Here is a 25,276-nt window from a genome sequence, read left to right on the forward strand (position 1 = left end):
ATAAAAGTTTTGTACAAATGTTTTAGCTTTTGATTCAGTTATTACTTCCTGGTTTTGCAACTCCTGCACCTTGCGGGCATTGCTGTTGCAAAAATAACTAATGAATCTGTTTACGTGATTGGCAATAATGTAGTCGGTATGCTTTTCGCCTGTATTAATGCCCAGCATATCCACCCATTCATAACTTTTATATCCCTGTATTACTTTATACTGGCTGTGTTTGATTACATAATCAAAGGCAAGGGAGTGAGCCGTTTCTACTTTTACATTTTGCAAACCGGCAGTTACAAATTTTTGTTGTGCTTCTGTTTTTACTGTTTTATTAAATGCCAGGTACAATATCCGGCTGGCAACAGGTCTGCTTTTGGCATACTCAATCAATGTAGTGGTTTTGCAGCCACCGCATTGATTACCAGGTTATGGTTGGTATTAATAAAGGCTTGCTGTTCCGGCGTTAATTGCATACCGTAAAATTGAGGCAAATATTTTAAAGAACAAGTTTATACAATAAGTGATATTGCAACTTTATGGTTTTTTTTGTAACGCCCATTTTTTTGAATTAACGTACCTATTTTTTTCTGTCAATTGTCTTATTTTACCAATCATATTTTATTTTCATTTTTGCAATGCCAGGTTAGGTGCTGAATTATCTTTTAAAAATAAAAAAACACTATGTCAAAAATAAATTTCTCCAACAGCATCAATGCCATGAAAGTATTGGATGGATTTTGGAGTGTTGAATATTTGTGAAAATAGGCTTCGGCCCTTGCAGCATATTTTATGCTTTACAAAAACTGAAAACACAGATGCGATATGAAGTGAGATAAATAATAAAGAGTAAATCATCCTATAATTTTTGCACATTTGGATAAAGTAAAAAATAGCATTGAGAATATTATCTGCGAAAGCGCCAAACAATTAACGATGCTGCCAAAAATTAAATACCTGCAGCAACAGTTAATGACATGGAACATACAATAGAAATGGAACGAGCAACACCAACTAAATTGAAGATTGTTTATTGCACAAAAGACCGAAGTTTTTAAGAAGATAGAAGAGCTGGCTAAAGAATAAAAGTTCAGTATTTCATTTATAAAATATCTGTTGTTTTGGCAAAGCAGTATGTAACAAACATTCAGCTTTTACAAAGTTGTAAGCACTAATAAATACGGTTGATTTATCTGCACTTTATAAATTTTTTATTGTTTTCCACACTTGTTCAACAACAGGAATACCATTGTCCATATTTTCTTTCCGGGTCATCAATACCCGTTCGCCGGGATAAATTATTTTTTTTCCTGGCTCAACTGGAATGGATTGATGATAGTCATCAATTATTTGTTGTAGCAGTAAATTGATTGATTTTAAATTGCTCAGTACTTTTAAATCAATTGCAATAAAAATTTGTGAAAGGCCATACTCAGCATCCTGTTTGGTAACATCATGTACGGCCTTACCTCCGGATAATAAGGCTGCAAGCATATCCAGTAAAAGTGATAATCCTGCTCCTTTCCAGTAACCGGCCGGCAGACCTTTTTTTGACTGTAGTATTTCATTCGGGTCGGTGGTAATATTTCCATCTACATCGTAACCACCGGCAACAGGCAGTTGTTCATTTTTTAACGAAGCCATTTCTATTGCACCAAAAGAATATTGCGACATCGCCATATCCAACACAATTGCTTCGTTTGCAAATGGTATTGCAATCACCAACGGATTATTGCCTAAGCGGTTGTCGGTTGCATTCCATGCAGGCATATTGGCAATGGTATTTGACCAGCCGATAAAAACAAATCCCTGTTTTGCAGCTTTCCATCCGTATAAGCCACCACGCATCCAATGGTTGGTATTGCCAAGTGCTACACAGCCTATTCCATTTTTTGCTGCAAGAGCCATTGCCCTTTCGGTTGCATGCAATGCATTCAGTGGACCCGGTCCCAGGTTGCCATTCCATTGTTCAATACCACCGAATCCTGAAACCTTGGCTGGTACTGCATCCGGCAATACTAATTTATTTTTTATATACTCAATAAATTTGGGAAAGCGGTTTACCCCGTGAGAATAAACACCCTCCATACTATTGGTCGTAAATACTTCTGCACAAGTCTTAGCGTTGTCTTCACTTAGTCCATTGGCGATGAGGATGCGAAAAAATTCAGCCTCCATTTCTGCCGGTTTTATTTTTACAAATACGGGCGTATTTTCATTCATACAAATGGGTTTACACGGTTGATGCGGTGAATTTGAAGTAATACCAAAAGTTAAAAACTGAAAGGGATTCCCGATATTCAGGCTTGATATAACACAACAATGCTGAACATAACTGTGTATTTGTTTGTACAATAACGGAGATCAATTAACGGCTAAGGTCTGCGTATTCCGCAGTAGCCATATTCGTCTTTAAAAACTTTTGCCAGTCTTCCAGCATTTTACCTTTTAATACGCGGGGAAATTTATGCTGACCACCCACTTTGCCTTTGGAATGCATAAACTCCATAAAGATATTTTCTGACAATACTGTTATCAACACATCTTTTAAAGCATGTTTTCTTTCTACTTCATAATCATCATTGAGCTCCTTTAATTTTTGGTCTATGCGCAAGCGTAATACATCTTTGTCCACAACATCATCTGTGGCTACGTACCAGTGATGGCAAAAAAATTGTCCACAGGGTACACCCGCTACCGTAAATTCAGGAATAGAAATATTCAGTTCTTCACTTACCATTTCAATGGCTTTGTTCATATTATCCACACTTAAATGCTCACCCACCAAACTTAAAAAATGTTTGGTTCTTCCGGTGATGATGATCTCACTTCTTTCCTTATCAATTAATTTTACTGTATCGCCTATTGCATAGCGCCAGGCGCCTGCATTGGTACTGATCAAAATAGAGTAATCTTTGTTTTCTTCAATTTCGTGTATCATCAGTACTTCTGGATTGTCAGCCATATTTCCCTCACTGTCAAAATTAATATCATCAAAAGGAACAAATTCAAAAAAGATGTTATTATTGAGTGCAAGGTGCATTCCTGTTGAGTCCTGGCGGTTCTGGTATGCTAAAAAACCTTCACTGGCCAGGTAAGTTTCAATATAGGTAACCGGCTTACCCAATAGTTTTACAAAGCCTTTTTTATATGGCTCCATGGCTACCCCGCCATGTACATAAAAAGCAAGGTTGGGCCATATTTCATGTATATTTTTTAACTGATACCGTTCAATGATTTTTTCCATGCATAATTGCAGCCAGGCAGGTACCCCTACAATAAAACCAATGTCCCAGTTGGGGGCATTGTCAACTATTTCTTCTAATTTTTTTTCCCAGTCTTTTTCTTTTGCAATCTTTTTACCCGGCTTGTATAAACCCAAACCCTGAAACCAGAAAGGAATATTTTTTTGCTGAATACCGCTTAAATCGCCGGCATAATAAGTAGCGCCTTTTTGCAATTGCGTGCTGCCGCCCAATAGCAACCAGCCTTTGCCAAGCGCACTCCGGGGAACATCCTGGTATTTTGCCAGACTTAATAATTGTTTAAAACTTGTAATGGTATTGCTCCGGATCAAATCTTTTGTAATGGGAATATATTTACTGGCCGCCTCACTGGTACCACTGCTAAGGGCAAAGTATTTTACAACACCTGGCCAGCAAACATCCGAAGTGCCTTCCACGGCCTTATGCCACCAGTCTTTGTATATTTTACTATAATTAAAAGTAGGCACCAGTTGCTGAAATTTTTTTCCGCTATGCCTGCTCATTAATATTTCATCAAACTTATACGCCTGGCCAAATTGTGTAAACCTGGCTTTGCGCAACAATTTTTTTAGTACCCTCAGTTGCTGACTTCGCGGGTTACTGATGGGAAGGTTTAATGCCCTTGCAATACTTGCCGGAAGTTTTAAATCAATAATTGCCATTCAATTCCTGGTTAATGATTAACAAATTTACTGTTTACAATTGGCTTACGTGGATTAATTTACAAAAGGAAAATGGCGACAGCGCGAAGGTAAAATCAAGTAATATAAAAGTAGCAATGATGTAGGTAATGGCGTAAAACATGCTGTTAAAAATCCGGTTGTATTGGTCATTCCTCCGCCAATATGCCGTAGGTTTGTTCACTAAATATAAAAAGCATGAAGAAAATTATTATATTGTTTCTATTCGCTTTCTCCTTGTTAAAAGCAAGTGCCGACGAAGGCATGTGGCTGCCCATGTTGCTGGGCCAGCAGGTGTACAATGATATGGTAAAGAAAGGGCTGAAATTAACCAAAGAGCAATTGTACTCGGTTAATAAATCATCTTTAAAAGATGCCGTTTTAATTTTTGGTGGTGGCTGTACAGGCGAAATTGTAAGCAGCGAAGGATTGATTTTTACCAATCATCATTGCGGCTATTCTGCCATCGCCGGAGCAAGTACAGTTGAACATAATTATTTACAGGATGGGTTTTATGCTTACAATAAAGACCAGGAAATAAAGAGTGATTTAACTGTACAGTTTCTGGATAGAATTGTGGACGTTACCAGTGAGGTGGAAGCAGCAGTAAAAGGACTTGCATGGGCCGACAGGACGGCTAAAATGCAGGAAGTATATAAGACCATTACCGATAAAGTAATTGACAAAGAAAATGCTTTAGCCGGAAGGGTGTATTCCATGTTCAAAGGCAATCAGTACATCATGTACGTGTATAAAACTTACCGGGATATTCGCCTGGTAGGGGCACCGCCTGAAAGCGTTGGTAAATTTGGCGGCGATACCGATAACTGGGAATGGCCACGACATACAGGAGATTTTTCCATCTTCCGGGTATATGCTTCAAAGGAGGGTAAACCTGCAGACTACAGCAAAGACAACCTTCCGTTAAAACCTAAATACTTTTTGCCGGTGAGTATAAAAGGCATCAAAGACGGTGACTATGCGATGATTTATGGTTACCCTGGTGGCACCAACCGCTACGAAACCAGTTATGGTATTCAATTAAAAAACAGTATTGAAAATCCTTCGTTGGTAAATTTGAGGGATGTGCGTTTAAAAATAATGCATGAGCAAATGCTGAAGGACCCGGCAGTAAAATTAAAACTGGCCAGCAGCTATGCCGGCATTGCCAATTACTGGAAATTTTATGATGGCGAAACAAAGCAACTGATCAAATTTCACACATTTGAGCAAAAACAGGCTTACGAAAATAGTTTTGCTGCATGGGCAAAAGGAAAGCCTGAATACGAAAATATTTTTACCGGCTATGCAAAAAATTATGCAGCCTGGACGCCCTACAGTAAACAACGCCAGTATATCAATGAAGGAATTATGGGTTCACCTCTTGCAGCTTTTGCTGCTACATTAACTGGTGTAGAAACCAACCTGGTTAAGCCTGGAATTTCTTCATCAGACATAAAAAAATCTATGGACGCCGCAACGGCAGCCAGAAAAACTTTTTTAAATGCAGAAGACAAACCCAGTGATGAAAAAATAATGGCACAAACCGCCCGGCTGTTTTACAATGATATTGATAAAAACCAGCACCCTATTGGCTTTTATGATGGTATTAAAAATACTTTTGGAGATTTAAAAGAAGAGGCAACGTTTAAAAAGTGGGTAACAAACCTATTTGAAAAAACGATGATTCTGGATGATGCAAAATGGGCGGCTTTTGTGGCAAATCCCGATGCTACGGTATTACAGGCTGATCCGGCTTTTGCTTATGCAGCTGCATTTATAAAAAATTACAATTTAAAATACGCTGCGCTATATGCTGCATTTAACAATACGAATGCTGAATTGGGTAAAAGTTACCTGAAAGGTATTATGGAAATGAACCCTGCGGTAGCAGCCAAAATGTATCCTGATGCTAATTTTAGCATGCGGGTAACTTATGGCAATGTAAAAAGTTATAATCCCCGGGATGCAGTGCATTATGATTATGTTACCACTGGAAAAGGAATTTTGGAAAAATATATTGCCGGCGATTATGAATTTGATTTGCCGGCCAAACAAATTGAGCTGCTGAAGAAAAAAGATTTTGGGCAATATATTGATAAGGGAAGAAATGACCTGGTGGTAGATTTTATTACAACCAATGATATTACCGGTGGCAACAGTGGCAGCCCGGTAATAGACGGAAGTGGCAATTTAATTGGTCTTGCGTTTGACGGCAATTATGAAGCACTGAGCCATAAAATAGCTTTTGATAAAGATCTTAACCGAACCATTTGTGTAGATGTACGCTATGTATTGTGGTGCATAGACAAGCTGGGTGGGGCAAAAAATATTATCAATGAATTGAAACTGGTAAAATAAAAAATAAACCGAAGCAATTAACACTAGGGCTTATTTTTCTGTTTAAACATTCAGGCACAATAAATGTTTATATAGAACATCAATTAAAAACTACACTATGACCAGACATCTTCCTTTAATTTTAACAGCCTTATTTATGAGCTCACTACTTTCTATTACAGCACAAAATAAAGCAGCTATAAAAACAGAAGAAGTAACTTATACTTCCGGGGGAACAATCTTGAAAAGTTTTGTTGCGTATAACAGTAATCAAAAAGGAAAAAGACCCGCAATTATCGTGGTTCCGGAATGGTGGGGCAATAATGATTATTCGAAATCAAGGGCCCGTCAATTAGCCGAGTTGGGTTATATTGCCATTGCGGTAGACATGTACGGCGATGATAAAATTGCCGCTGATCCAAAGCAGGCTCAGGAATACGCAACGCCTTTTTACAAAGACCCGCAATTAGGTGAATCAAGAATTGAAGCCGCTGTAAATAAGTTAAAAGAATACCCCCAAACGGATGCCAGCAAAATGGCGGCTATTGGATATTGCTTTGGTGGTTCAATGGTATTAAATGCTGCTAAACTGGGAATGGATTTTAAAGGGGTGGTAAGTTTTCACGGAGGACTGGCAACGGTACCCGCTACAGCAGGTTCAACCAAAGCAAACATTTTAGTTTGCCAAGGCGCTGTAGATAAATTTGTCAGCGAAGCTGATATTAAAAGCTTTAAAGGCAACCTTGATTCTTTGAATGTGCCTTATACATTTATAGTGTATCCGAATGCTACTCATGCGTTTTCAAATCCAGATGCTACGGCCATGGGTAAAAAATTCAATATGCCCATTGCATATAATGAAGCAGCGGATAAAAAATCCTGGAAGGATATGAAAACATTTTTCAAAACGATATTTTAAAGCCTGCTTTACAATTTGCAAAGCTCCATCTCTATTTTAAATTAGAGATGGCTTTTTTATTTTGTAAATGGTAGAAATGCTTTTTACCTCATCATTTTTTTATCTTTATAATATGGCAGAAGATTTGCAAATTGCGAGAGGTACTAAAGAGGAAATGTATGAAATACTTATTCCTCAAATAAAAGCCTTGATTTACGGAGAACCAGACCTGGTGGCCAACCTGGCCAATATTGCCGCCGCATTAAAAGAACAGTTTGGCTGGTTATGGGTTGGCTTTTATTTGATTAAAAATGAAGAGTTGGTGCTTGGTCCTTTTCAGGGGCCTGTTGCCTGCACCCGCATTAAAAAAGGCAGGGGTGTTTGCGGTAGCAGCTGGCAACAGGCACAATCACTGATTGTACCGGATGTAGCAAAATTTCCGGGGCATATTGCCTGTAGCAGTTTATCTGTCTCAGAAATTGTAGTACCTATTATCCGAAACAACGAAGTGTTGGGTGTGCTGGATGTGGATAGTGAGAAAGAAAATTTGTTTGATAAAACTGATCAAAAATATCTGGAGGCAATTGTACAGGAAATAGTTTTTTAAACTTTTGGCTCATTGTCTTTCCATCCCCATAAATATCTGCAGGCATAGGTTCTGAAAGGACTCCATTTTGCTGAAAGCAGCAGCATTTTTTCTTTTAATATTTTTTTATTGGTGGCATCCAGTTGGTATAATCTGGCAATACTTTGTTGTATACCCAGGTCGTCCAGCGCAAATACATCTTCCCTGCCCAAAGTAAACATCAGTATCATTTCAACGGTCCATTGCCCCACGCCCTTTATTGCCGAAAGATATTTTATAAGTTCTTCATTGCTCATTTTATGCAGTTTAGCATCGGTGATTTTTTCGGCTAAAAAGAACCGGCAAACATTTTGAACATATTGAGCTTTGGCATTAGACAAACCTATACTGCGAAGGGTTTCCACAGGAGTATCAATAATTTGCTGAGGGCCTGGCTTTCTATTTTTATACAGATCTAAAAAGCGGTTATAAATAACAGCAGCTACCTTGGTATTCAACTGCTGGCTCATGATAGAACTGCACAAATGCAGGTACACATTTTTGCGCCTAATCAGCACATAAGGTTCCTGCGAGGCAATTATTTCTTTAAGCTTTTTATCCTTACTGAGATGTTGTATGTGTTCCATCTTTAAATGTAAAATAAACTGCTGAATAGATTTTGCACGAAAAACTTAAGGTCGAAAACAACTATTTATTCCAACTCATGCTTCCATCTTTTTCATCTTTTAATTCAATGCCCAGTGTAGTAAGCTGTTTTCTTATTTTATCGGATGTGGCATAATCTTTTTTGGTTTTGGCTTCCTTGCGGATATCAATCAGCAACTGCATTATGCCTTGCAACGTATTGTCATCTGCACCGGTGGAATGTGTTAATCCAAATACATCTTCCAGATAAATTTTAAACTGTTGCTGCAATAAAACAAGGGTTGTGCCGGCAAGCGCATTGGCAGCAATATGCCCATCTTTAATGCCGTTAATTACTGGTGCCAGCTCAAACATATTGGCTAATATTTTAGCAGTACTAAAATCATCATCCATAAATTCGTCAAACTCATTTATCCACTTCAATACCTTTGCGTCTAATGAAGCATCTGCTGGCTCCTGGTCCATACTAACCGGCAGTTTCTTTAATACTTCGTAGGCTTCCCACAATCTTTTCAGCGCCTTTTCACTGGCCACCAACGCTTCACTGCTAAAATCTACCGGGCTACGGTAATGGCTTTGTAGAATAAAAAACCGCACGGTCATGGGAGCAAAAGCCTGGGTTAGTAAGGGATGATTGCCAGTGAACAATTCTGTAAGTTTAATTACATTGTTATAGCTTTTACCCATTTTTTTACCATTGATGGTAATCATATTGTTGTGTATCCAATACCTGGCCGGGGTATGGTGATTGCAGATAGTACTTTGTGCAATTTCACTTTCATGATGCGGAAATTGCAGGTCCATACCACCGCCATGAATATCGAACTCAGCGCCTAAATATTTGGTAGCCATAGCAGAACATTCGATGTGCCATCCGGGAAAACCATCACCCCATGGGCTTTTCCAGCGCATGATATGTTCTGGTGCAGCCGATTTCCACAAGGCAAAATCAGCCTTGTCTCTTTTTTCTTCCTGGCCATCCAGTTCTCTTGTTGTTTCCAGCAAATCGTCTATTACCCTGCCGCTAAGCTTTCCGTAATCGTGTGTGGCCGCATATTTTTTTAAATCAAAATATACTGAGCCATTTACTTCGTAGGCATATCCTTCATTAATAATTTTTTCAATCATGGTAATTTGCTCCACAATGTGACCGGTGGCAGTTGGCTCAATACTAGGTTCTACGCAGTTAAATTGCAGCATGGCCCAATGAAAAAGATTGGTGTACTTCTGCACCAGTTCCATCGGTTCCAGTTTTTCGAGAATCGCTTTTTTACTTACTTTATCTTCTCCTTCTTTTCCTTCTTCTTCAAAATGACCGGCATCTGTAATGTTGCGCACATAGCGGACTTTGTATCCTTTGTAAGTAAGGTACCGGTATATAAAATCAAAAGTAATGTAGGGTCTTGCATGACCTAAGTGGCTTTCGCCGCTTACGGTTGGCCCGCATACATACATGCCTGCGTGGCCAGGTGTAATGGAAGTAAATACTTCTTTTGTACGGGTGTAGGAATTGTAAACTTTTAACGGCATTCTTATATTTTGATTGTTACCTATTTTTAAAATCCAATAATCAGATTGTTAGTTTATTAATTTATCAAGGGATTTTTTATTGATCCCGTTTTTATAAAAGGATTAGATTATTATTTGTTCCTTCTAATCATCCGGAAGGTATTTTTATAATTAAGAACATCCTAAATAACTGACTGATTACGCAAAGATATTACGCTATGCCGCAACGGCGACAACAGGTACTAAATAAATATGTATTAAAAAAATGCATTCAGATCAAATATAATGAAATTGATAAAACAACTCTTTAGCTACTTGTTTGGAAAACGGGTAATGTCTGTAATTATTGGAAAATGATCACTCAATTTTTTTTTGATGCGTACATACTGCTCAACCTGGTACCGGTTATCTATAAATATATTATCAATGCGCAAAGTGGGCGCAATGCCACTGAATGTTCTGCCTAAGCCTGCACCTTTTTTTTCAAATGCATTTTGTAATCCTTTGCCAATGGTTTCATAAGCATAAGAGTTGGGCACATCGTTAAAATCGCCGCAAACTATTACTGGGTAAGGGCTCTTCTCAATTTCCTCCCTTATTCTATCGGCCTGCACCTGGCGTCTTATAAATCCCTTTTTTAATTTTGCAACAATGCTTTTAGATTTTTGCAGGTCGTCATCAGATTCCATCGAAGGGTTATCAATGTATTGCATGTTAACCGGGGTAAATTTTAATGACTGTAAATGAAGATTAAAAACCCGGATGGTATCTGCATCTTTAACAATATCCACATACTGAAAAATAGAATTGTAATCGTTTGGATAGATGGCAATCGTATGTCTGTCGATGATAGGATATTTTGAAAAAATAATGATACCGAAATGCTGGCTGCTGAGGTAATTTTCTTTCCAGTTATAGCTGTAATATTCATCCGCAAAATGAAGGGAAAGTTCAAAATCCTGGATAGAATAAAAAGCGAATTTGTGGTAATATTTGTTGTTAAGATCTATGATGCTATCGCCCGCCACCATTTCCTGAAAACAGGCAATATCGGGCTGGTACTGATTAATAAGATCAATCATATTATTGTGTATAGACGGATCTTTTTTATATTGCAAAATATCAAATTGCGCCACGTTCCAGCTCATGATTCTGAGGGCGTCTTTTTGTTTTCGAATATTAAAATCAGCAGATGTTCTGAAGGGAATAATTTTAATGATATTACGCCAGCCAGCCAATAGTATTGCCAAAAAAAGCAGCATCCATTTTGATTTTGCAATTATCCAGAAAATAAAAAAGAGCAATAGCACCACCAACAAATAAAATGCGGATATGGCCAGCAACCCCACAAACCAGCTTGCACTTGTAAACAGTTGTTGTGCGTAACAGCCCAGTAAAAACAGCACCGCTACCAGGATGTTGGTTATTATAAAAATCTTTTTTGTTAGTATGCGAACGAGGGGTTTTGGCATTTCATAAAGATACTGTTTGCAGGTTAATATAAATTATGGGTAGGGATGAAAACTATTACATGAATGTTAACCTCCAGATTGTCTTAATGGAATACATCAATCGGAGGAATTAAAAATACCAATATATAATTTAAGAAATAACTGCTCGTTAATGGACAGTTAGATTTATTTTATAAATCAGAGGTCTTCTTCAGAAGCCCTTTTGAGAATATTTTTTTCTTCCTCTGTTAATAAATGGTATCCTTTCTGGTTAATTTTATCTAAAATTTCATCTACCCTTTGCGGCGTAATGTTGGGTTTTTTCTTATAGGGTTTTCTTCCTTCGGTATTATAAAAAACTTTTTCTTTTATACTGGCAACTTTACCTTTTTTATCAGGATTAAAAAGGTTCATAAACCAGTTATAAAAATTGTTCATCCACAAACTGCCGTCTATATCTTTTCTTAATAAAAAAATAAATACAAAACCAGCTGCGCCGCCAGCCAGATGAGAAAGGCTAAAAGCCGCACCCGCAGAAGCAATGCCCGCAAAATCAATCAATATATAAATCATGGTCAATACCCAGATGGGAATACCGCCATTTAAATTTCTGAAAAAACGAAAGTTGGGAGCGAGGGTGGTGGTAGCTACTGCAACGGCCATTGTTGCAGCATTGGCACCCAACATGGTAGCACCGCTAACCGCAGGCCTTAATGCTGGAAGGGTGTAGTTTGCTATTATAAAAACCAATGCGCCTGCCAAGCCTCCATAAATGTAAACTGGTATCAGTTTTTTATTGCCGGTTAATTCCTGTAATATAAATCCAAATGCCCAAAGCCACAGCATATTACTCAGTATCTGCATAACACTTACATGGCTGAACATATACGTTAATATGGTCCAGGGTCTTTCGGCCAAACGGCTCAATTGTGCAGGCATTTCAAAATACTGCAGCGCCTCTCTGAAAAAATCAATCTCTCCTTTTTGAAAAAAGAAATAGGTGACTTTAAGGGTAAGTAATAATAAAAAGAATATAATATTTATTGTAAGCAGTCCCATCAGGGCGTTTCCATCCTGCCCGAGGGTAAACCTTTTTCGGGGCTGTCCAAAATCTGAATATCTCTCTGACTCTCCCATATAAATTGATTGTTATACAAATTTACAAAACCTGTTAAAAAATACCTTTACTTTAATAAAACGTTTTTCGGTTTGTTTTGTTCCAATAATAGATAAGCAAAAATCCAACCAAGGCTCCTCCAAGATGTGCAAAGTGTCCTACATTGTCTCCTGCAATCTGCCGTACGCCCATAAATAAATCTAATAAAATAAAAAACGGGATTACATATTTAGCTTTTAAGGGTAAAGGAATAAACATGATGTACAGTTCCGTATTTGGAAACAGGTAGGCGTAGGCAGCCATAATGCCCATAATGGCACCGGACGCACCAATAGCACTGTATTGTTCTTTGTAGGCAAATACAAGATCGGCTGTAGACATGCCGTGAGCGATTGCCTCCGGTGATTTTGCAAACTGGTCTGCACTAAACGGAATACTTAGTTGAATACAAACGGCTGCACCAACCCCACAAATAAGGTAGAAAATTAAAAAGCGTTTTGAACCCAGGTAGCGCTCCAGAATGGTTCCAAACATCCAGAGTGTGAACATATTAAAAAGAATATGGGTTAGGCCATTGGGATCATGCAGGAACATGTTGGTAATAAACTGGTGCGGATAAAACAGGGAAGATTTAATATAATGTAATGCTCCCCATTCTGTAATATTGAAAGGTTTAACCAATATCTGCGCCAGGTAGGCCAGTATATTTATGATAAGTAAATTAAAAACAATGGGAGTATCTCTTTGAAGAGAATTATTAAATTTGAATGCCATAAATCAAAGTTAGGAGTTAATTTTTCAACTTCAGCAAGGCCACACATTCAATATGGTGGGTGTGCGGAAACATGTCAACCGGTTGTATTTTTTCTACTGAATATTTTTCTGCCAGCAATCCAATATCCCTTGCCTGAGTGGCAGTATTGCAACTAACATACACAATGGAAGGCGCGGCTATTTCCAGTAATTTAATTACTAATTTTTCGTGCATACCCGCCCGTGGCGGATCTGTAATAATTACATCTGGTTTGCCATGTTGTGCAAAAAAATCATCATTGCAAATTTTTATTACATCGCCTGCAAAAAATTCAGCATGGGTAATATTATTGATTGCCGCATTTTCTCTTGCATCTTCAATAGCCTCGGGAATCGCTTCTACACCAATAATTTTTTTTGCCCCCTTACTTAAAAAAATTCCGATGCTGCCCGTGCCGCAATAAAGATCGTATACAATTTCCTTACCGGTTAATTGGGCAAATTCTTTGGTAACAGTATATAATTTTTCTGCCTGTTTTGTATTGGTTTGAAAAAAAGATTTTGGTCCGATCTTGAATTTAAATTCTTCCAGCATCTCGGTCACAAAGCCTTTTCCATAGTACGTTTGCGGCAAAAGGTCGTAAATAGTATCATTCCATTTGGTGTTAATGGTAAACAATAAAGTGGTAATAGAGGGCACTTTTTGCAACAGGTGATTTAACAGTTTTTTTGTTTCCGTTTCATCTTCATAACCCAGACAAATATTTACCATCAGTTGTCCGGTGGTGCAATAGCGGATAATAATATTGCGCAACCAGCCGCTATGTTGTTTAATGTCGTAATAAGAATAGTTATTTTCTTTAGCAAAATTTCTGATAGTATTGCGGATGGTGTTGTTTACATCATCCATCAGATAACAGGTATCTATCTCAATGATTTTATCAAAAATACGGGGTACATGAAAACCCAGCGCACCATCGCTCCAGGAGTCTCCAAACTTTTTCTGACCATCAGACATTTCAATTGTTGAAAGATTTTCGGATTCGCTTTGCTCCAAAGATCCTTCCTTAGGTAGCGGGGGGGCCAATGTTTTTATTTCTTCGCTGGTTAAATAACGTTTATTGCTAAAAGTAAATTCCAGCTTATTTCTGTAATGAATGGTATCAACTACTCCAATAATTGGCAAAATTTCAGGCAAAGGGGTTTTGCCGATTCGTTTTAAATTTTGGGCAACTTCCTGCTGTTTGTACTCCAGTTGTTTTTCGTAGGGTAACATCTGCCATTTACAACCTCCGCACACACCAAAGTGCTGGCAAAAAGGAGTTGTTCTTTCGGCAGAATATTCGTGAATGTGTGTAACTTTCCCTTCGCCCCAGTCTTTTTTATTGGTACTGATAAATACATCCACCACATCGCCGGGCACAGCGCCTTCAATAAAATATACCTTACCATCCTGCCTTGCAACAGATTTACCTTCAGCTGCGTAACCGGTAACCAACAATTTTTCCAATAAAAATTTTTTTCTTTTCACGGTGGCAAAAGTAACCCCCATTTTTGTTTCTTTACCATTAATATCCACTGTCTGGCTAAACATATTGTAGAATAGTAGAATCATTTTATAATATCTTCCATGTATCCTGCGTTCTAAAAGGTATTTACCATAATTGCAGACACAGTTTAATTTTTTGTTAATACTATCTAATTGTTCCTTTACCGCAAACTGTATTGCTGCTGATAAACCATTCATTTTAGATACTTTTGCAATCTTATTAAAATAGTTAATGAAACAATATCTTCTACCCTTGGCAACGATGTTTTGCCTCACCACCGCACAGGCTCAACATTTCACCATCACCCTGCAGGCGGCGCAGTATCAATCGGGCATTGCTTATTTAACGTACCACATGGGTAAAAATCTTTCTGTGGAAGATTCGGCTGCCGTAAATAATAAAGGCGTTGCGGTATTTACCGGTAAAAGAAAATTGCCTTCAGGAATTTATGCAGTCGTTTTACCCGGCAAATCAAAAAGTATTGATTTTTTAATTGATAAGGAGCAGGTGATTACCGTTAAAATTGATACGACAGACCTGCTTTTAAAAACGGTCGTAACAGGATCTCCGGCAAATGTGTTATTGCAGCAATACCAAAAAACCATTGCAACAAAAGCACAATTACTGGATGCAGAAAAAAAAGCCTACAGCGCAGCAGGCTCCCGGGCGGATTCATTACAACACGAAGCAAATTATAACAGGTTAAACAAAGACCTGAATGATTACAGAGATAATATTATTAAAAGCCAGCCTTCTTCCATGATGGCTGTTTTATTGAATGCCATGAAAGATCCGGCATTGCTGAATAATAAACCAAAAACCCACAACGATTCTTTACAAAATTATTATTATTATAAAATGCATTACTGGGATGGGATAACCTTTATGGATGAACGTGTAATTCGTACCCCATTTTTTTTACCCAAGCTGGAAAAATATTACCGGGAATTGATTGTACCTGAAGCAGACAGTATAATTAAAGAAGCGGATTACCAGTTGCTGCTGGCCCGCAGTTGCCCGGAAATGTATAAATTTTTATTAAACTGGCTTACAGATGAATACATCAGCCCAAAATATATGGGTCAGGATGCAGTGTTTGTGCACCTTTTTGAAAAATACCACAGCAAAGGCCTCAGTAGCTGGCTCAATGAAAAGCAGATGGAGACTGTTAGCCGCAGGGCTTATATGTTAATGGCAAATTTGATTGGTGCCAAAGCTGCCGATCTTGAAATGCTGGACACCACGGGCAAGCCTTTTCCTTTGTATAACGTGGCGGCTGATTATACCGTGGTTGTTTTTTGGGACCCAACCTGTGGCCATTGTAAAGAAGAATTGCCCCACCTGGATTCTGTTTACAGGGCCAACTGGCAAGCCCACAATGTAAAAATGTATGGGGTTTTATCTGCCGACAGTAAAGAAGACCTGAAGCAGGAATGGTTGAAATATATCAGGGAACACAATTTGAAAGACTGGGTAAACGTTTATCAAACCAAAGAAATGGAAACAGCGAATTCAGCTGCTCAAAAACCAGGTTACCGTCAGTTATATGACGTTACCCTCACGCCAACCATCTACCTTTTGGACAAAGAAAAACATATTATTGCAAAAAAATTAACCTGGCAGCAACTCGACGATTTGCTGCAGGTAAAGTGGAAAATGAAATCTAATTAAAAGGGAGAAAATCTGTTATGATGAAAAAAGTTTTTTTACTGCTGACCTTCACCTTTTTTATGGCACATCTTTTTGCCCAAACTTTATTTACTTATGGCGATGAGAAAGTTGGCAAAGAAGAATTTTTAAGGGCCTACAATAAAAATAAAATGCCCGTTACAGATAAAGAGAAATCATTGCGGGAGTACCTGGAACTATATTCAAAATTTAAATTAAAAGTAAAAGCGGCGAAGCAACTTCGGCTGGATACATTGTCACAACTGAAGTACGATCTTCAAAATTTTAGCAGCCAGGTAGAAGAAGGATACATGAACGATGAAAAGATGTCAGAATCCTTATTGAATGAAGTAATTGAACGTAGCCAGAAAGATATTCATTTGATTCATTTTTTTGCAGCGCTACCTACAGCCGGTACTGCCGGAGATTCGGCAAAGGCAGTTAAGGCCATGGAGGAACTGGTTACTGAATGGCAAAAAGGTAATACGGATTATACTGCATTGGCCAATACACTTAGTCAAAAATATTTGCCTGTAACCGGAAAAGATATTGGATATATCACGGTTTTTTCATTGCCGTATGCAGTGGAAAATATTGTGTACGGCCTCCATACAGGCGATATCAGCAAGGCCTACCGTTATAAAAATGGCTTGCATGTTTTTATAAATGCGGGTGAAAGGAAAAGTGCAGGTAAATGGAAAATCGCACAAATATTATTTACGCTTCCACCCAATGCGGATGCATCTCAGGTAAAGGAAATTGAAAAAAAAGCTGATTCAGTTTATAACCTTTTAAAAGCCGGCGCCGATTTTTCAGCAATGGCAAAACAGGTTAGTGAAGACAGGCTTACAGCGATAAGTGGTGGTGAAATGGCAGAGTTTGGTACTGGCAAGTTTGAAATGTCGTTTGAAACAAAAGTTTTTGCGCTTGAAAAAGATGGATACATCACCAAACCTTTTTACACATCGCACGGCTATCATATTGTAAAACGTTTACAGCAACATGACATGGCTGCTGATAAAACGGATGACACATTTGTTACCGCACTAAAACAGCAAATGGCCAAAGATGCAAGGATGAATATTGCCAGAGAAAAATTTTTAAAAGACATTACAGCTAAAACAAATTATAAGAAAAATCCGCTGGTAAAAGACGCGGAGCTTTTTAGGTACGCTGACAGTGTGGTGCAGACCAGAACAATAAAAAATTATCCTGTAAATAATAAAATCTTAATCTCCTTTACAAAAGAAAATGTAAAAGGAATTGCATGGCTGAACTTTGTAAAAGATTACAAATTAAATGTAGACGTTTATAAACAGGAAAATAATAAAGACTTGCTGGATAAATTTATTGCAACAACTATAGCAGACTATTACCGCAAACATCTGGCTGAATACAACACCGGCTTTAAGTTACAGATGCAGGAATTTAAAGAGGGTAATATGTTGTTTGAAATTATGGAAAGAAAGGTTTGGGGCAAAGCGTCTGAGGACAGCATTGCATTAAGAAAATATTATGAGGCACATAAGGCCACCTATAAATGGGATGCAAGCGCAGCAATTTTATTATTTAACTGTAGTGATACAAGTGTTGCCAGAAAAGCTGTTGAAGCAATAAAAAGTGGCAGCAACTGGAAGAAAATTGCAGAAGAAAGTGATGGGAAAATTCAATCAGATTCTGGCAGATATGAATTAAGCCAGTTGCAATTACCTACAGTTAAAAATATTGTACCAGGTTATATTTCTTCTCCCATAATGAACGGTGGAGATAACACCACAAGTTTTGTAAAAGTGTTGCAATTGTTCCCCGCAAATCAGCAGCGAAACTTTAATGAGGCAAGAGGTCTGGTGATTAATGAATACCAGGTTTATTTAGAAAACGAATGGGTAGCAGAATTGAAAAAGAAATACCCGGTAAAAGTTAATGAAGCCGTATTTCAATCTATACTTAAATAAGAAAAGTTAAATTATTTTTAAAAGCCTGTCAACTAATTTGGTGGCTGGCTTTTTGATTTTAATGTGCGAACCTCAAAAAATAGTGAAAGCTATTTTATTTTTTTAAAATTAAAATTAAATGATTATGAAGAAAATGACAGTAATGCTATTGGTACTGGTAGCAGCCATGGGAGCAAAAGCGCAGGTGTACGTACAGGGTGGATTAAATCTTGCCAACATTACCAACACCAACAGTGGACAAACAGAAAAAAATCATGAGCTCGCCACTTTTAATGCAGGTGTTATGGGCAGGTTCGGTATATCCAATACTTTTGATCTTGAATCAGGTATTTTATTTACTGGCAAAGGATCAAAAGCCGAAACTTATTATAATGACGGGAACGACTATGTGAAAACAAAATTTAATCCGCTATACCTGGAAGTTCCTTTAAATGCCGTGATTAAAATTCCGTTGAATACAAAGGCAAAATCAAATGTATTTTTTAATGCAGGCCCTTATGTTGCAATTGGCGTGGCGGGTAAATCAAGTGGGGAAAGTAGTATAATCGGGTTAAAATCAAGCTTCAGCAACTCTATCAAATTTAGCAATGATGATCCATTTACATCAAGGCAGGATGATGCGGCTTATGATAAATTAAAGCGGTTTGATTTTGGTGTAAATGTTGGTGGCGGAATTGACTTTGGTAAATTATTACTAAAAGCAAACTATGGGTATGGTTTAACTAAGATAAATTCTACCCAAAGCAATAATAATGTAAATGATAAAAATAAATTTAGAACATGGAGTGTTTCAGTGGGCATTCCATTAAGTAAATAATTTTATAACACGTTACAAAAAAAGCCCTCCAAAAAATCGGAGGGCTTTTTTATGAGACTGAATTTATTTTTTTGCCAGTGTTATTTTATTTTTCAGCCCGGTCCATTTAGACTCTAAATCCTGTAACTGTTTTTGTGTTGCAGCAACTGCCATAATAGTTTGTGTGGTAGGCGGCATTTGTACATCTTCCAAAATACCATGCAACCCTGCAAAGGAACGGTTGATTTTTTCAATACCTGTATTACCCTGTAATGTTGCAAGTTGTTCATCCCATGAGAAATCATTTTTTGTTATGCTGTTATTGCCTGGCTGTATTTGTTTCAGACTATTTCGGGCCACTGTTATTTGTTCGTTTATTTTCGTTCCCTTCAATCTTCCCTGGTAACAAATCACCGCAAGGTCGTGTTGCTGTTGCAATGCTTTTAAAGACATGTGTATTCGCGGGTCCATTGTAACGGTGAGCTGTTGTGTAAAGCTTACGTCATTTATTTTAAGTGTAACAGTATAAACTCCAGGCATTACCCATGGTGAAGTTGGCGCTGGCGCTGTGTTTTGGTAAATGGCAGCAATGGGGTAAGTGGCGGGTAAATTAAGCGGCGCATAGTGCATATCCCACATAAAGCGGTGTGCACCTTGCGTTGCCGATAAAATCTGTTGGGGCCGTACCCAATACAAAGGAATATTTACAGGCGGAATTGTATAGGGCGTATCGTTGCTGCTGTATCTGCGGATAATGTTACCTTTTATATCCTTAATCTCCAGCAATACTGCACTGTTAGAATTTTCTTTCAGGTAATAGTCAATCATAGCGCCATCGGGAGGGTTTTCACCTGCGGGTTCTTCCTGTGGCAAAGGGGTATCACTGTTCATGTTCCAACTTACCCGGATAGCGGTTTGAGGTTTGTATAATATTGAAGCAGTTTTTACAACGCTTTCTGATAACTGACGTAGCGGTGTAATATTATCCAGTATCCAAAAACTCCGGCCATGCGTACCAATCACAAGATCATCTCCTTTTATTACTAAATCGCGAATGGAAGTTGCGGGCATATTTAATCGCAAAGATTGCCAGTGTTCACCATTATCCAAAGAAAAATATACTTCTCTTTCGCTGCCTGCAAATAATAAACCTTTGCGAACATGATCTTCTCGGATGGTGTTGATGGGGTCATCAGGTAAACCAGTTATAATTTCTTTCCAGCTTTTACCACCATTGGTTGTTTTATAAATGTGGGGATGCATATCATCGCAGCGTATCCTGTTTACTGCAGCATATGCAGTATTTACATCTGTATGGCTTGCTTCCATCATTGATACTTTACTCCAGGAAGTAATTTGCGGAGGAGTAACATTCGCCCATGTTTTTCCGCCATTGTGTGTTAGTTGTATGTAACCATCATCTGTTCCAGCCCAAATTGTATTAATATCTTTAAAAGACGGAGCAATTGTATATACTACTCCCCGCCGGGGCATTTTTTTCATTGCGTCATTTGTGTAAATGCCAACACTTGCAGGAATATCCCATGCTTCACGGGTTAAATCAGGACTGATGGTTTGCCAGGTATTGCCGCCATTTTTTGTTTTAAAAATTACATTGCCTGCAAAGTATAAAGTGGTGGAGTCGATGGGTGAAAATAGTATGGGTGCAGTTCTTATAAAACGGTATTTACCGCTGCGGACAGCCTCCGGGGAGATGTTTTGAACCTGGCCGGTCCGTTTATCATACTTAGATATTTTACCAGCATAAATAATGTTAGAATTTTTTGGGTCAGCGGCAACATATCCGTACTCTTCTCCCGCAACAGGATGCCATTCCCGAAAAGTGATCTGCCCATCATTGCCCCTGCTGGCGATGCCCACAGATCCGCTCTCCTGCTGGCCTCCATACACATTATAGGGAAATGCATTGTCGGTACTTACATGATAAAACTGGGCCGTTGGCTGATTATACCAGGAAGAAAAAGTTTGGCCGCCATTTACGGAAATAATGGCTCCCTGGTCAGCAGCGAGTAAAATGATATCTGAGTTGGTTGGATTAATCCAGATGCGGTGATAATCATCACCACCCGGTGCCCCGCGAAATGCGCTCCATGTTTTTGCGCCATCAACAGATTTCCATACCACCACATCTGCTGTATAAACCACCTCTGCATTTTCCGGATCAACTTTTACTTCTGCAAAATCATCGCCCCTGCCCCAGAATCTTTCATCTTTATTCATCTGGCTCCAGGATTCCCCTGCGTCATCACTTTTATATATTCCACCGTATTCACCTGCATCTACTGTTGCATATAAACGATTGGTATTGGTGGGCGCAATACAAAAACCAATGCGCCCCAATCCCATTTTTGGCGTGGGTAATCCTTTGGTTAGTTGTTTCCAGGTATTGCCACCATCCGTTGATTTATATAAACCGCTTTCATCGCCATTCCATTCACCATTTTCCCAAGGGCCTTGCCTGCCTGCCCATAAATCTGCATACACAATATTAGGATCTTTAGGATCAATAGCTACTTGTACTGCACCGGTGTTTTCATCTTTACATAATACACGTTGCCATGTTTTACCTCCGTCCATAGTGCGGTAAACACCCCGCTCGGTATTGGGCCCATATGGATGTCCCAGCACTGCTGCAAATACCCTATTTTCATTGGTAGCATCAATAGCGAGCCCACCAATTTGCTGACCCTCTTTTAATCCCGTATTAATCCATGTTTTGCCAGCATCCGTCGATTTGTAAATGCCATCGCCTACAGAAAGATCCGGGCGTTGAATACCTTCACCACTTGCAACATACACAATATTTGGGTTGGAAGGTGCTACCGCTACATCACCCACCGAGCCAGTTGGCTGACTGTCAAAAATTGGTAACCAGGTACGGCCATAATCAGTAGTCTTCCAAACACCCCCATTATTTACGCCAATATAAAATACATTTGGCTGTTGCGGAACACCCACTGCTCCAACGGTTCTTCCTCCGCGGTGAGGACCAATCATACGCCACCGCATATTGTTTAACATGCTGGTATCCACTGTTTGGGCAATACTGTTGAATGCAAGACAGATACATACAAATGCCATTACGAGTTGCTTCATAAAAAAATTAAATTTTGTAAATGGAAGTTACGTGTATGTTGATTAGAGATGATAGATTTGTTTTAAAGAATTTTCGATTATCAGGCATAAAAAAGCAATATTGCCCTACCTGTAAAGTGAAAAGTTCTTTAATCATATTTACTGATGGCCGGGGCCATTTGTTTTTGTTTTGCGCAGTATTAAAATTACTTTTGCGCAGTATAAAAATTGTAAACGATAATTCGAAGATATGCCCTCACAAAAATTAAGTAAACTGGCCGAAACCCTTATTGGGTCTGAAATTGTAAAGCTGGGCGCAGATATAAAGGCTAAGATGATGCAGGGCAATAAAATTTATAATTTTACAATTGGTGATTTTGATAGTGCTATTTTTCCGATACCCAAAGAATTTGAAAATGAAATTGTAAACGCGTACAGAAAATTTAATACTACCTATCCGCCGGCGGATGGTATATTGGAATTAAGAAATGCGGTGGCAGAGTTTATAGATAAAAGACAGGGGCTGCATTTTGAAAACAATGAAATTTTAATTGCCGCCGGAGGAAGACCTTTAATTTATACCGCCTACCGGGCCATTGTTGATAAAGGCGAAAAAGTAATTTACGCAGTGCCAAGCTGGAACAACAATCACTATGTACATTTTACAGAAGGAGAACATGTAGTTATTGAAAGTAAAAAGGAGAACAATTTTATGCCAGCGGCTGACCAGATAAAGCCACATTTAAAGGGGGCATCTTTATTAGCGTTGTGTTCGCCGTTAAACCCTACCGGAACTACTTTTACTAAGGAAGAACTGGAAGCTATCTGTGACATGGTAATTGAAGAAAATGAGCAACGGGGCGATGATGAAAAAAAATTGTATCTATTGTACGATCAGATTTACTGGACGCTGACTTATGGGCAAACAGTGCATTACAATCCTATTTCACTGCGGCCTGCAATGAAGCAGTACACTATTTTTATTGATGGTATCAGTAAGGCATTTGCTGCAACCGGTGTAAGGGTCGGATGGGCTTTGGGCCCGGCTGATTTAATCAATAAAATGAAAGCAATAAATAGTCACCTGGGAGCCTGGGCACCGATGGCAGAACAAAAAGCTACCGCAGAATATTTATTACAAACAACAGCGGTGGATAATTATTTTACTCATTTTAAAAGTGAAATATCAGAACGCTTACAACGTATTTATGAAGGATTTCAACTGCTAAAAAAGGAAGGCTTTCCGGTAGATGCCATTGCTCCGCAGGCCGCCATTTATTTAACTATACAAATTGATCTTGCAGGAAAAACTACGAAGGATGGAAAACAGTTAAAAGATCAGACGGAAGTAACGGCGTATTTATTAGAAGAGGCAAAACTGGCGATTGTACCATTTACAGCATTTGGAGCATCTGCAAAAAGCACCTGGTACAGGCTCAGTGTAGGAACCTGTAAAAAAGAAGAGATAGATGAAATGCTTGGTAAATTAAAAGAGGCTTTGCAAAAACTATCGGGATAAATTATCCGTAGATTAATTTTTGCAATTCAAAAACACAAAGGGCTTTAATTCCTGCAAACGAATGATTTTGCGAACAGCAATATGTTTTTTTATTACTTTGTATTTGTTGAGGTCAATTACTTCATGAACCGGAACCAAATTGTCCAGACGTTCTACGCTGAACAACAATTCATGTAATAGTTCAACTTCATTTTCTATGGCCTGGGGGCTCATTAACTCCTGGTTAAATAAGACAAGCAAATCGCGGTTTATTCTGTTCATTGATATATAGACTTTTCTATTTTACTAACTTCATTTAGTATCCAACCATGCCTTTTTTATTAGGACATCCGCAGCTTTTTTTAGAAGAACTACAGCCACTGAGTGCAATTGTGATCACTAAAATTGATAAAAATCCTACTTTTAAAATTCGTTGCATAATTAAAGATTATAAATGTAAACTAATTTTAAACATTATTATTGCTTTATTTCAATAAATTATTTTGAAATTAACATTTTGGCTAATTTAAATAAAATTTTAATAGTTCCGCTGGACTGGGGTCTTGGTCATGCAACAAGAAGCATTCCATTGATTATGAATTTATTGTTAAATAATTGTGAAGTGTATGTAGCGGGAGAAGGAGCAACACTGGCTTTATTAAAATCAGAATTTTCACAGGTTAAATTTCTTCCGTTAAGTGGTTACCGCATTCATTATGCTAAACAACAGCGCTGGTTACCTTTAAAAATAATCATACAGATACCGCGTATTATATTTTCAATTTATCATGAACATAAGTGGTTAAAAAAAATAGTAAAGCGCTATTCAATTGATGCAGTTATATCGGATAACAGGTTTGGTCTGTATCATTCGCAGATTCCATCCGTTTATATTACCCACCAGTTACTCATTAAAACCGGAAACAAATTCTCCGAAAACTTATTACGCAAATGCCATTATTGGTTTATAAAAAAATATACACAATGCTGGATACCGGATTTTAAAGGTGCAGATAATATTGCCGGACAATTGTCGCACCCTTCACAAACGTTGCCCAACATTCAATACATTGGATGTTTATCAAGATTTGAAAAAAGTAGTACTGAATCAATAAAGTACGATTTATTAATTCTGCTATCTGGCCCTGAACCACAACGCACCCTTTTTGAAAATAAATTATTGTTACAATTACAGCAGTTTACCGGCAATGTTTTATTAGTAAGGGGTTTACCGGAAACGGAGAAAAATTTAGTACTTCTAAAAAATAGCAGGGCCAGCATTGTTATAAAAAACCATCTTATTGCGGAGGAACTCAGCAAGGTAATTCAGCAATCCGCCATGGTGATTTGCAGGGCTGGCTACACTACAATAATGGATTTATTAAAGTTGCAAAAAAAGGCAATATTGGTACCAACCCCTGCACAAACAGAACAGGAATACCTTGGCAGATATTTAATGCAGCAACAATTATTTTTATGC

General features: G+C 38.2%; 18 protein-coding genes and 1 pseudogene. 8 read left to right on the top strand and 11 right to left on the bottom strand.

Annotated features, from left to right (window positions below; translation table 11 throughout):
- The 3 genes and pseudogenes from H7254_RS04470 to H7254_RS04480 form a co-directional block, all read right to left on the bottom strand.
- Window positions 1-381 (bottom strand): annotated as a pseudogene (locus tag H7254_RS04470) (DNA helicase); the annotation flags it as partial.
- A gap of 807 nt (window positions 382-1,188) precedes the next feature.
- Complete coding sequence (yiaK, locus tag H7254_RS04475) at window positions 1,189-2,211, bottom strand: 3-dehydro-L-gulonate 2-dehydrogenase (protein ID WP_301931844.1); 1,023 nt, start codon at window positions 2,209-2,211, stop codon at window positions 1,189-1,191.
- A 145-nt stretch (window positions 2,212-2,356) separates the two neighbouring features.
- Window positions 2,357-3,916 (bottom strand): GH3 auxin-responsive promoter family protein, encoded by a 1,560-nt coding sequence (locus H7254_RS04480; protein WP_301931845.1) that lies wholly within the window; start codon window positions 3,914-3,916, stop codon window positions 2,357-2,359.
- Between the two features lie 216 nt (window positions 3,917-4,132).
- Between H7254_RS04480 and H7254_RS04485 the strand changes: the two genes are divergently transcribed.
- From H7254_RS04485 to H7254_RS04495, 3 genes are all read left to right on the top strand, one after another.
- Window positions 4,133-6,295, top strand: coding sequence for a S46 family peptidase (locus H7254_RS04485; protein ID WP_301931846.1), 2,163 nt, complete (start codon window positions 4,133-4,135; stop codon window positions 6,293-6,295).
- Window positions 6,296-6,392: 97 nt separating this feature from the next.
- The gene (locus tag H7254_RS04490; protein ID WP_301931847.1) at window positions 6,393-7,193 is read left to right on the top strand and encodes a dienelactone hydrolase family protein; all 801 of its coding nucleotides are present in this window, start codon (window positions 6,393-6,395) and stop codon (window positions 7,191-7,193) included.
- A gap of 112 nt (window positions 7,194-7,305) precedes the next feature.
- Window positions 7,306-7,779, top strand: a complete 474-nt coding sequence (locus H7254_RS04495) for a GAF domain-containing protein (protein WP_301931848.1) — start codon at window positions 7,306-7,308, stop codon at window positions 7,777-7,779.
- Here the strand turns inward: H7254_RS04495 and H7254_RS04500 are convergent.
- The 6 genes from H7254_RS04500 to rlmD form a co-directional block, all read right to left on the bottom strand.
- A complete protein-coding gene (locus tag H7254_RS04500; protein ID WP_301931849.1) occupies window positions 7,776-8,384 on the bottom strand; it encodes a DNA-3-methyladenine glycosylase in 609 nt (202 codons plus the stop codon). The genes H7254_RS04495 and H7254_RS04500 overlap by 4 nt on opposite strands.
- A 61-nt stretch (window positions 8,385-8,445) precedes the next feature.
- Window positions 8,446-9,933, bottom strand: coding sequence for a cysteine--tRNA ligase (gene cysS, locus H7254_RS04505; protein ID WP_301931850.1), 1,488 nt, complete (start codon window positions 9,931-9,933; stop codon window positions 8,446-8,448).
- 290 nt (window positions 9,934-10,223) lie between these two features.
- A complete protein-coding gene (locus H7254_RS04510; RefSeq protein WP_301931851.1) occupies window positions 10,224-11,384 on the bottom strand; it encodes an endonuclease/exonuclease/phosphatase family protein in 1,161 nt (386 codons plus the stop codon).
- 177 nt (window positions 11,385-11,561) lie between these two features.
- Window positions 11,562-12,500: a rhomboid family intramembrane serine protease gene (locus H7254_RS04515; protein ID WP_301931852.1), complete on the bottom strand. Its 939-nt coding sequence runs from the start codon at window positions 12,498-12,500 to the stop codon at window positions 11,562-11,564.
- Window positions 12,501-12,552: 52 nt separating this feature from the next.
- Window positions 12,553-13,254, bottom strand: coding sequence for a rhomboid family intramembrane serine protease (locus H7254_RS04520; RefSeq protein ID WP_301931853.1), 702 nt, complete (start codon window positions 13,252-13,254; stop codon window positions 12,553-12,555).
- A 16-nt stretch (window positions 13,255-13,270) separates the two neighbouring features.
- Window positions 13,271-14,980: a 23S rRNA (uracil(1939)-C(5))-methyltransferase RlmD gene (gene rlmD / locus H7254_RS04525; RefSeq protein ID WP_367875417.1), complete on the bottom strand. Its 1,710-nt coding sequence runs from the start codon at window positions 14,978-14,980 to the stop codon at window positions 13,271-13,273.
- A 34-nt stretch (window positions 14,981-15,014) separates the two neighbouring features.
- Between rlmD and H7254_RS04530 the strand changes: the two genes are divergently transcribed.
- The 3 genes from H7254_RS04530 to H7254_RS04540 all read left to right on the top strand — a co-directional run bounded on the left by H7254_RS04530 (window position 15,015) and on the right by H7254_RS04540 (window position 19,223).
- The gene (locus H7254_RS04530; RefSeq protein ID WP_301931854.1) at window positions 15,015-16,454 is read left to right on the top strand and encodes a TlpA family protein disulfide reductase; all 1,440 of its coding nucleotides are present in this window, start codon (window positions 15,015-15,017) and stop codon (window positions 16,452-16,454) included.
- A 17-nt stretch (window positions 16,455-16,471) separates the two neighbouring features.
- A complete protein-coding gene (locus H7254_RS04535) occupies window positions 16,472-18,406 on the top strand; it encodes a peptidylprolyl isomerase (protein WP_301931855.1) in 1,935 nt (644 codons plus the stop codon).
- Between the two features lie 124 nt (window positions 18,407-18,530).
- Complete coding sequence (locus tag H7254_RS04540; protein ID WP_301923508.1) at window positions 18,531-19,223, top strand: porin family protein; 693 nt, start codon at window positions 18,531-18,533, stop codon at window positions 19,221-19,223.
- Between the two features lie 63 nt (window positions 19,224-19,286).
- Here H7254_RS04540 and H7254_RS04545 read toward each other — a convergent pair whose 3' ends face one another.
- A complete protein-coding gene (locus tag H7254_RS04545) occupies window positions 19,287-22,319 on the bottom strand; it encodes a hypothetical protein (RefSeq protein ID WP_301931856.1) in 3,033 nt (1,010 codons plus the stop codon).
- Between the two features lie 229 nt (window positions 22,320-22,548).
- Between H7254_RS04545 and H7254_RS04550 the strand changes: the two genes are divergently transcribed.
- Window positions 22,549-23,817 carry a pyridoxal phosphate-dependent aminotransferase gene (locus H7254_RS04550; protein WP_301931857.1) on the top strand — a complete coding sequence of 423 codons (1,269 nt, stop codon included), beginning with the start codon at window positions 22,549-22,551 and terminating at the stop codon, window positions 23,815-23,817.
- A gap of 12 nt (window positions 23,818-23,829) precedes the next feature.
- On the opposite strand, the gene H7254_RS04555 is transcribed toward H7254_RS04550, so the two are convergent.
- On the bottom strand, window positions 23,830-24,078 hold the full coding sequence (locus tag H7254_RS04555; RefSeq protein WP_301931858.1) for a hypothetical protein: 249 nt from the start codon (window positions 24,076-24,078) through the stop codon (window positions 23,830-23,832).
- A gap of 235 nt (window positions 24,079-24,313) precedes the next feature.
- On the opposite strand from H7254_RS04555, the gene H7254_RS04560 reads away from it, so the two are divergent.
- On the top strand, window positions 24,314-25,276 hold a 963-nt coding region (locus tag H7254_RS04560; RefSeq protein WP_301931859.1), incomplete at its 3' end, for a glycosyltransferase.

Origin of the sequence: Ferruginibacter sp. (assembly GCF_014377975.1) — a bacterium.
In the GTDB taxonomy this organism is placed as follows: domain Bacteria; phylum Bacteroidota; class Bacteroidia; order Chitinophagales; family Chitinophagaceae; genus Ferruginibacter.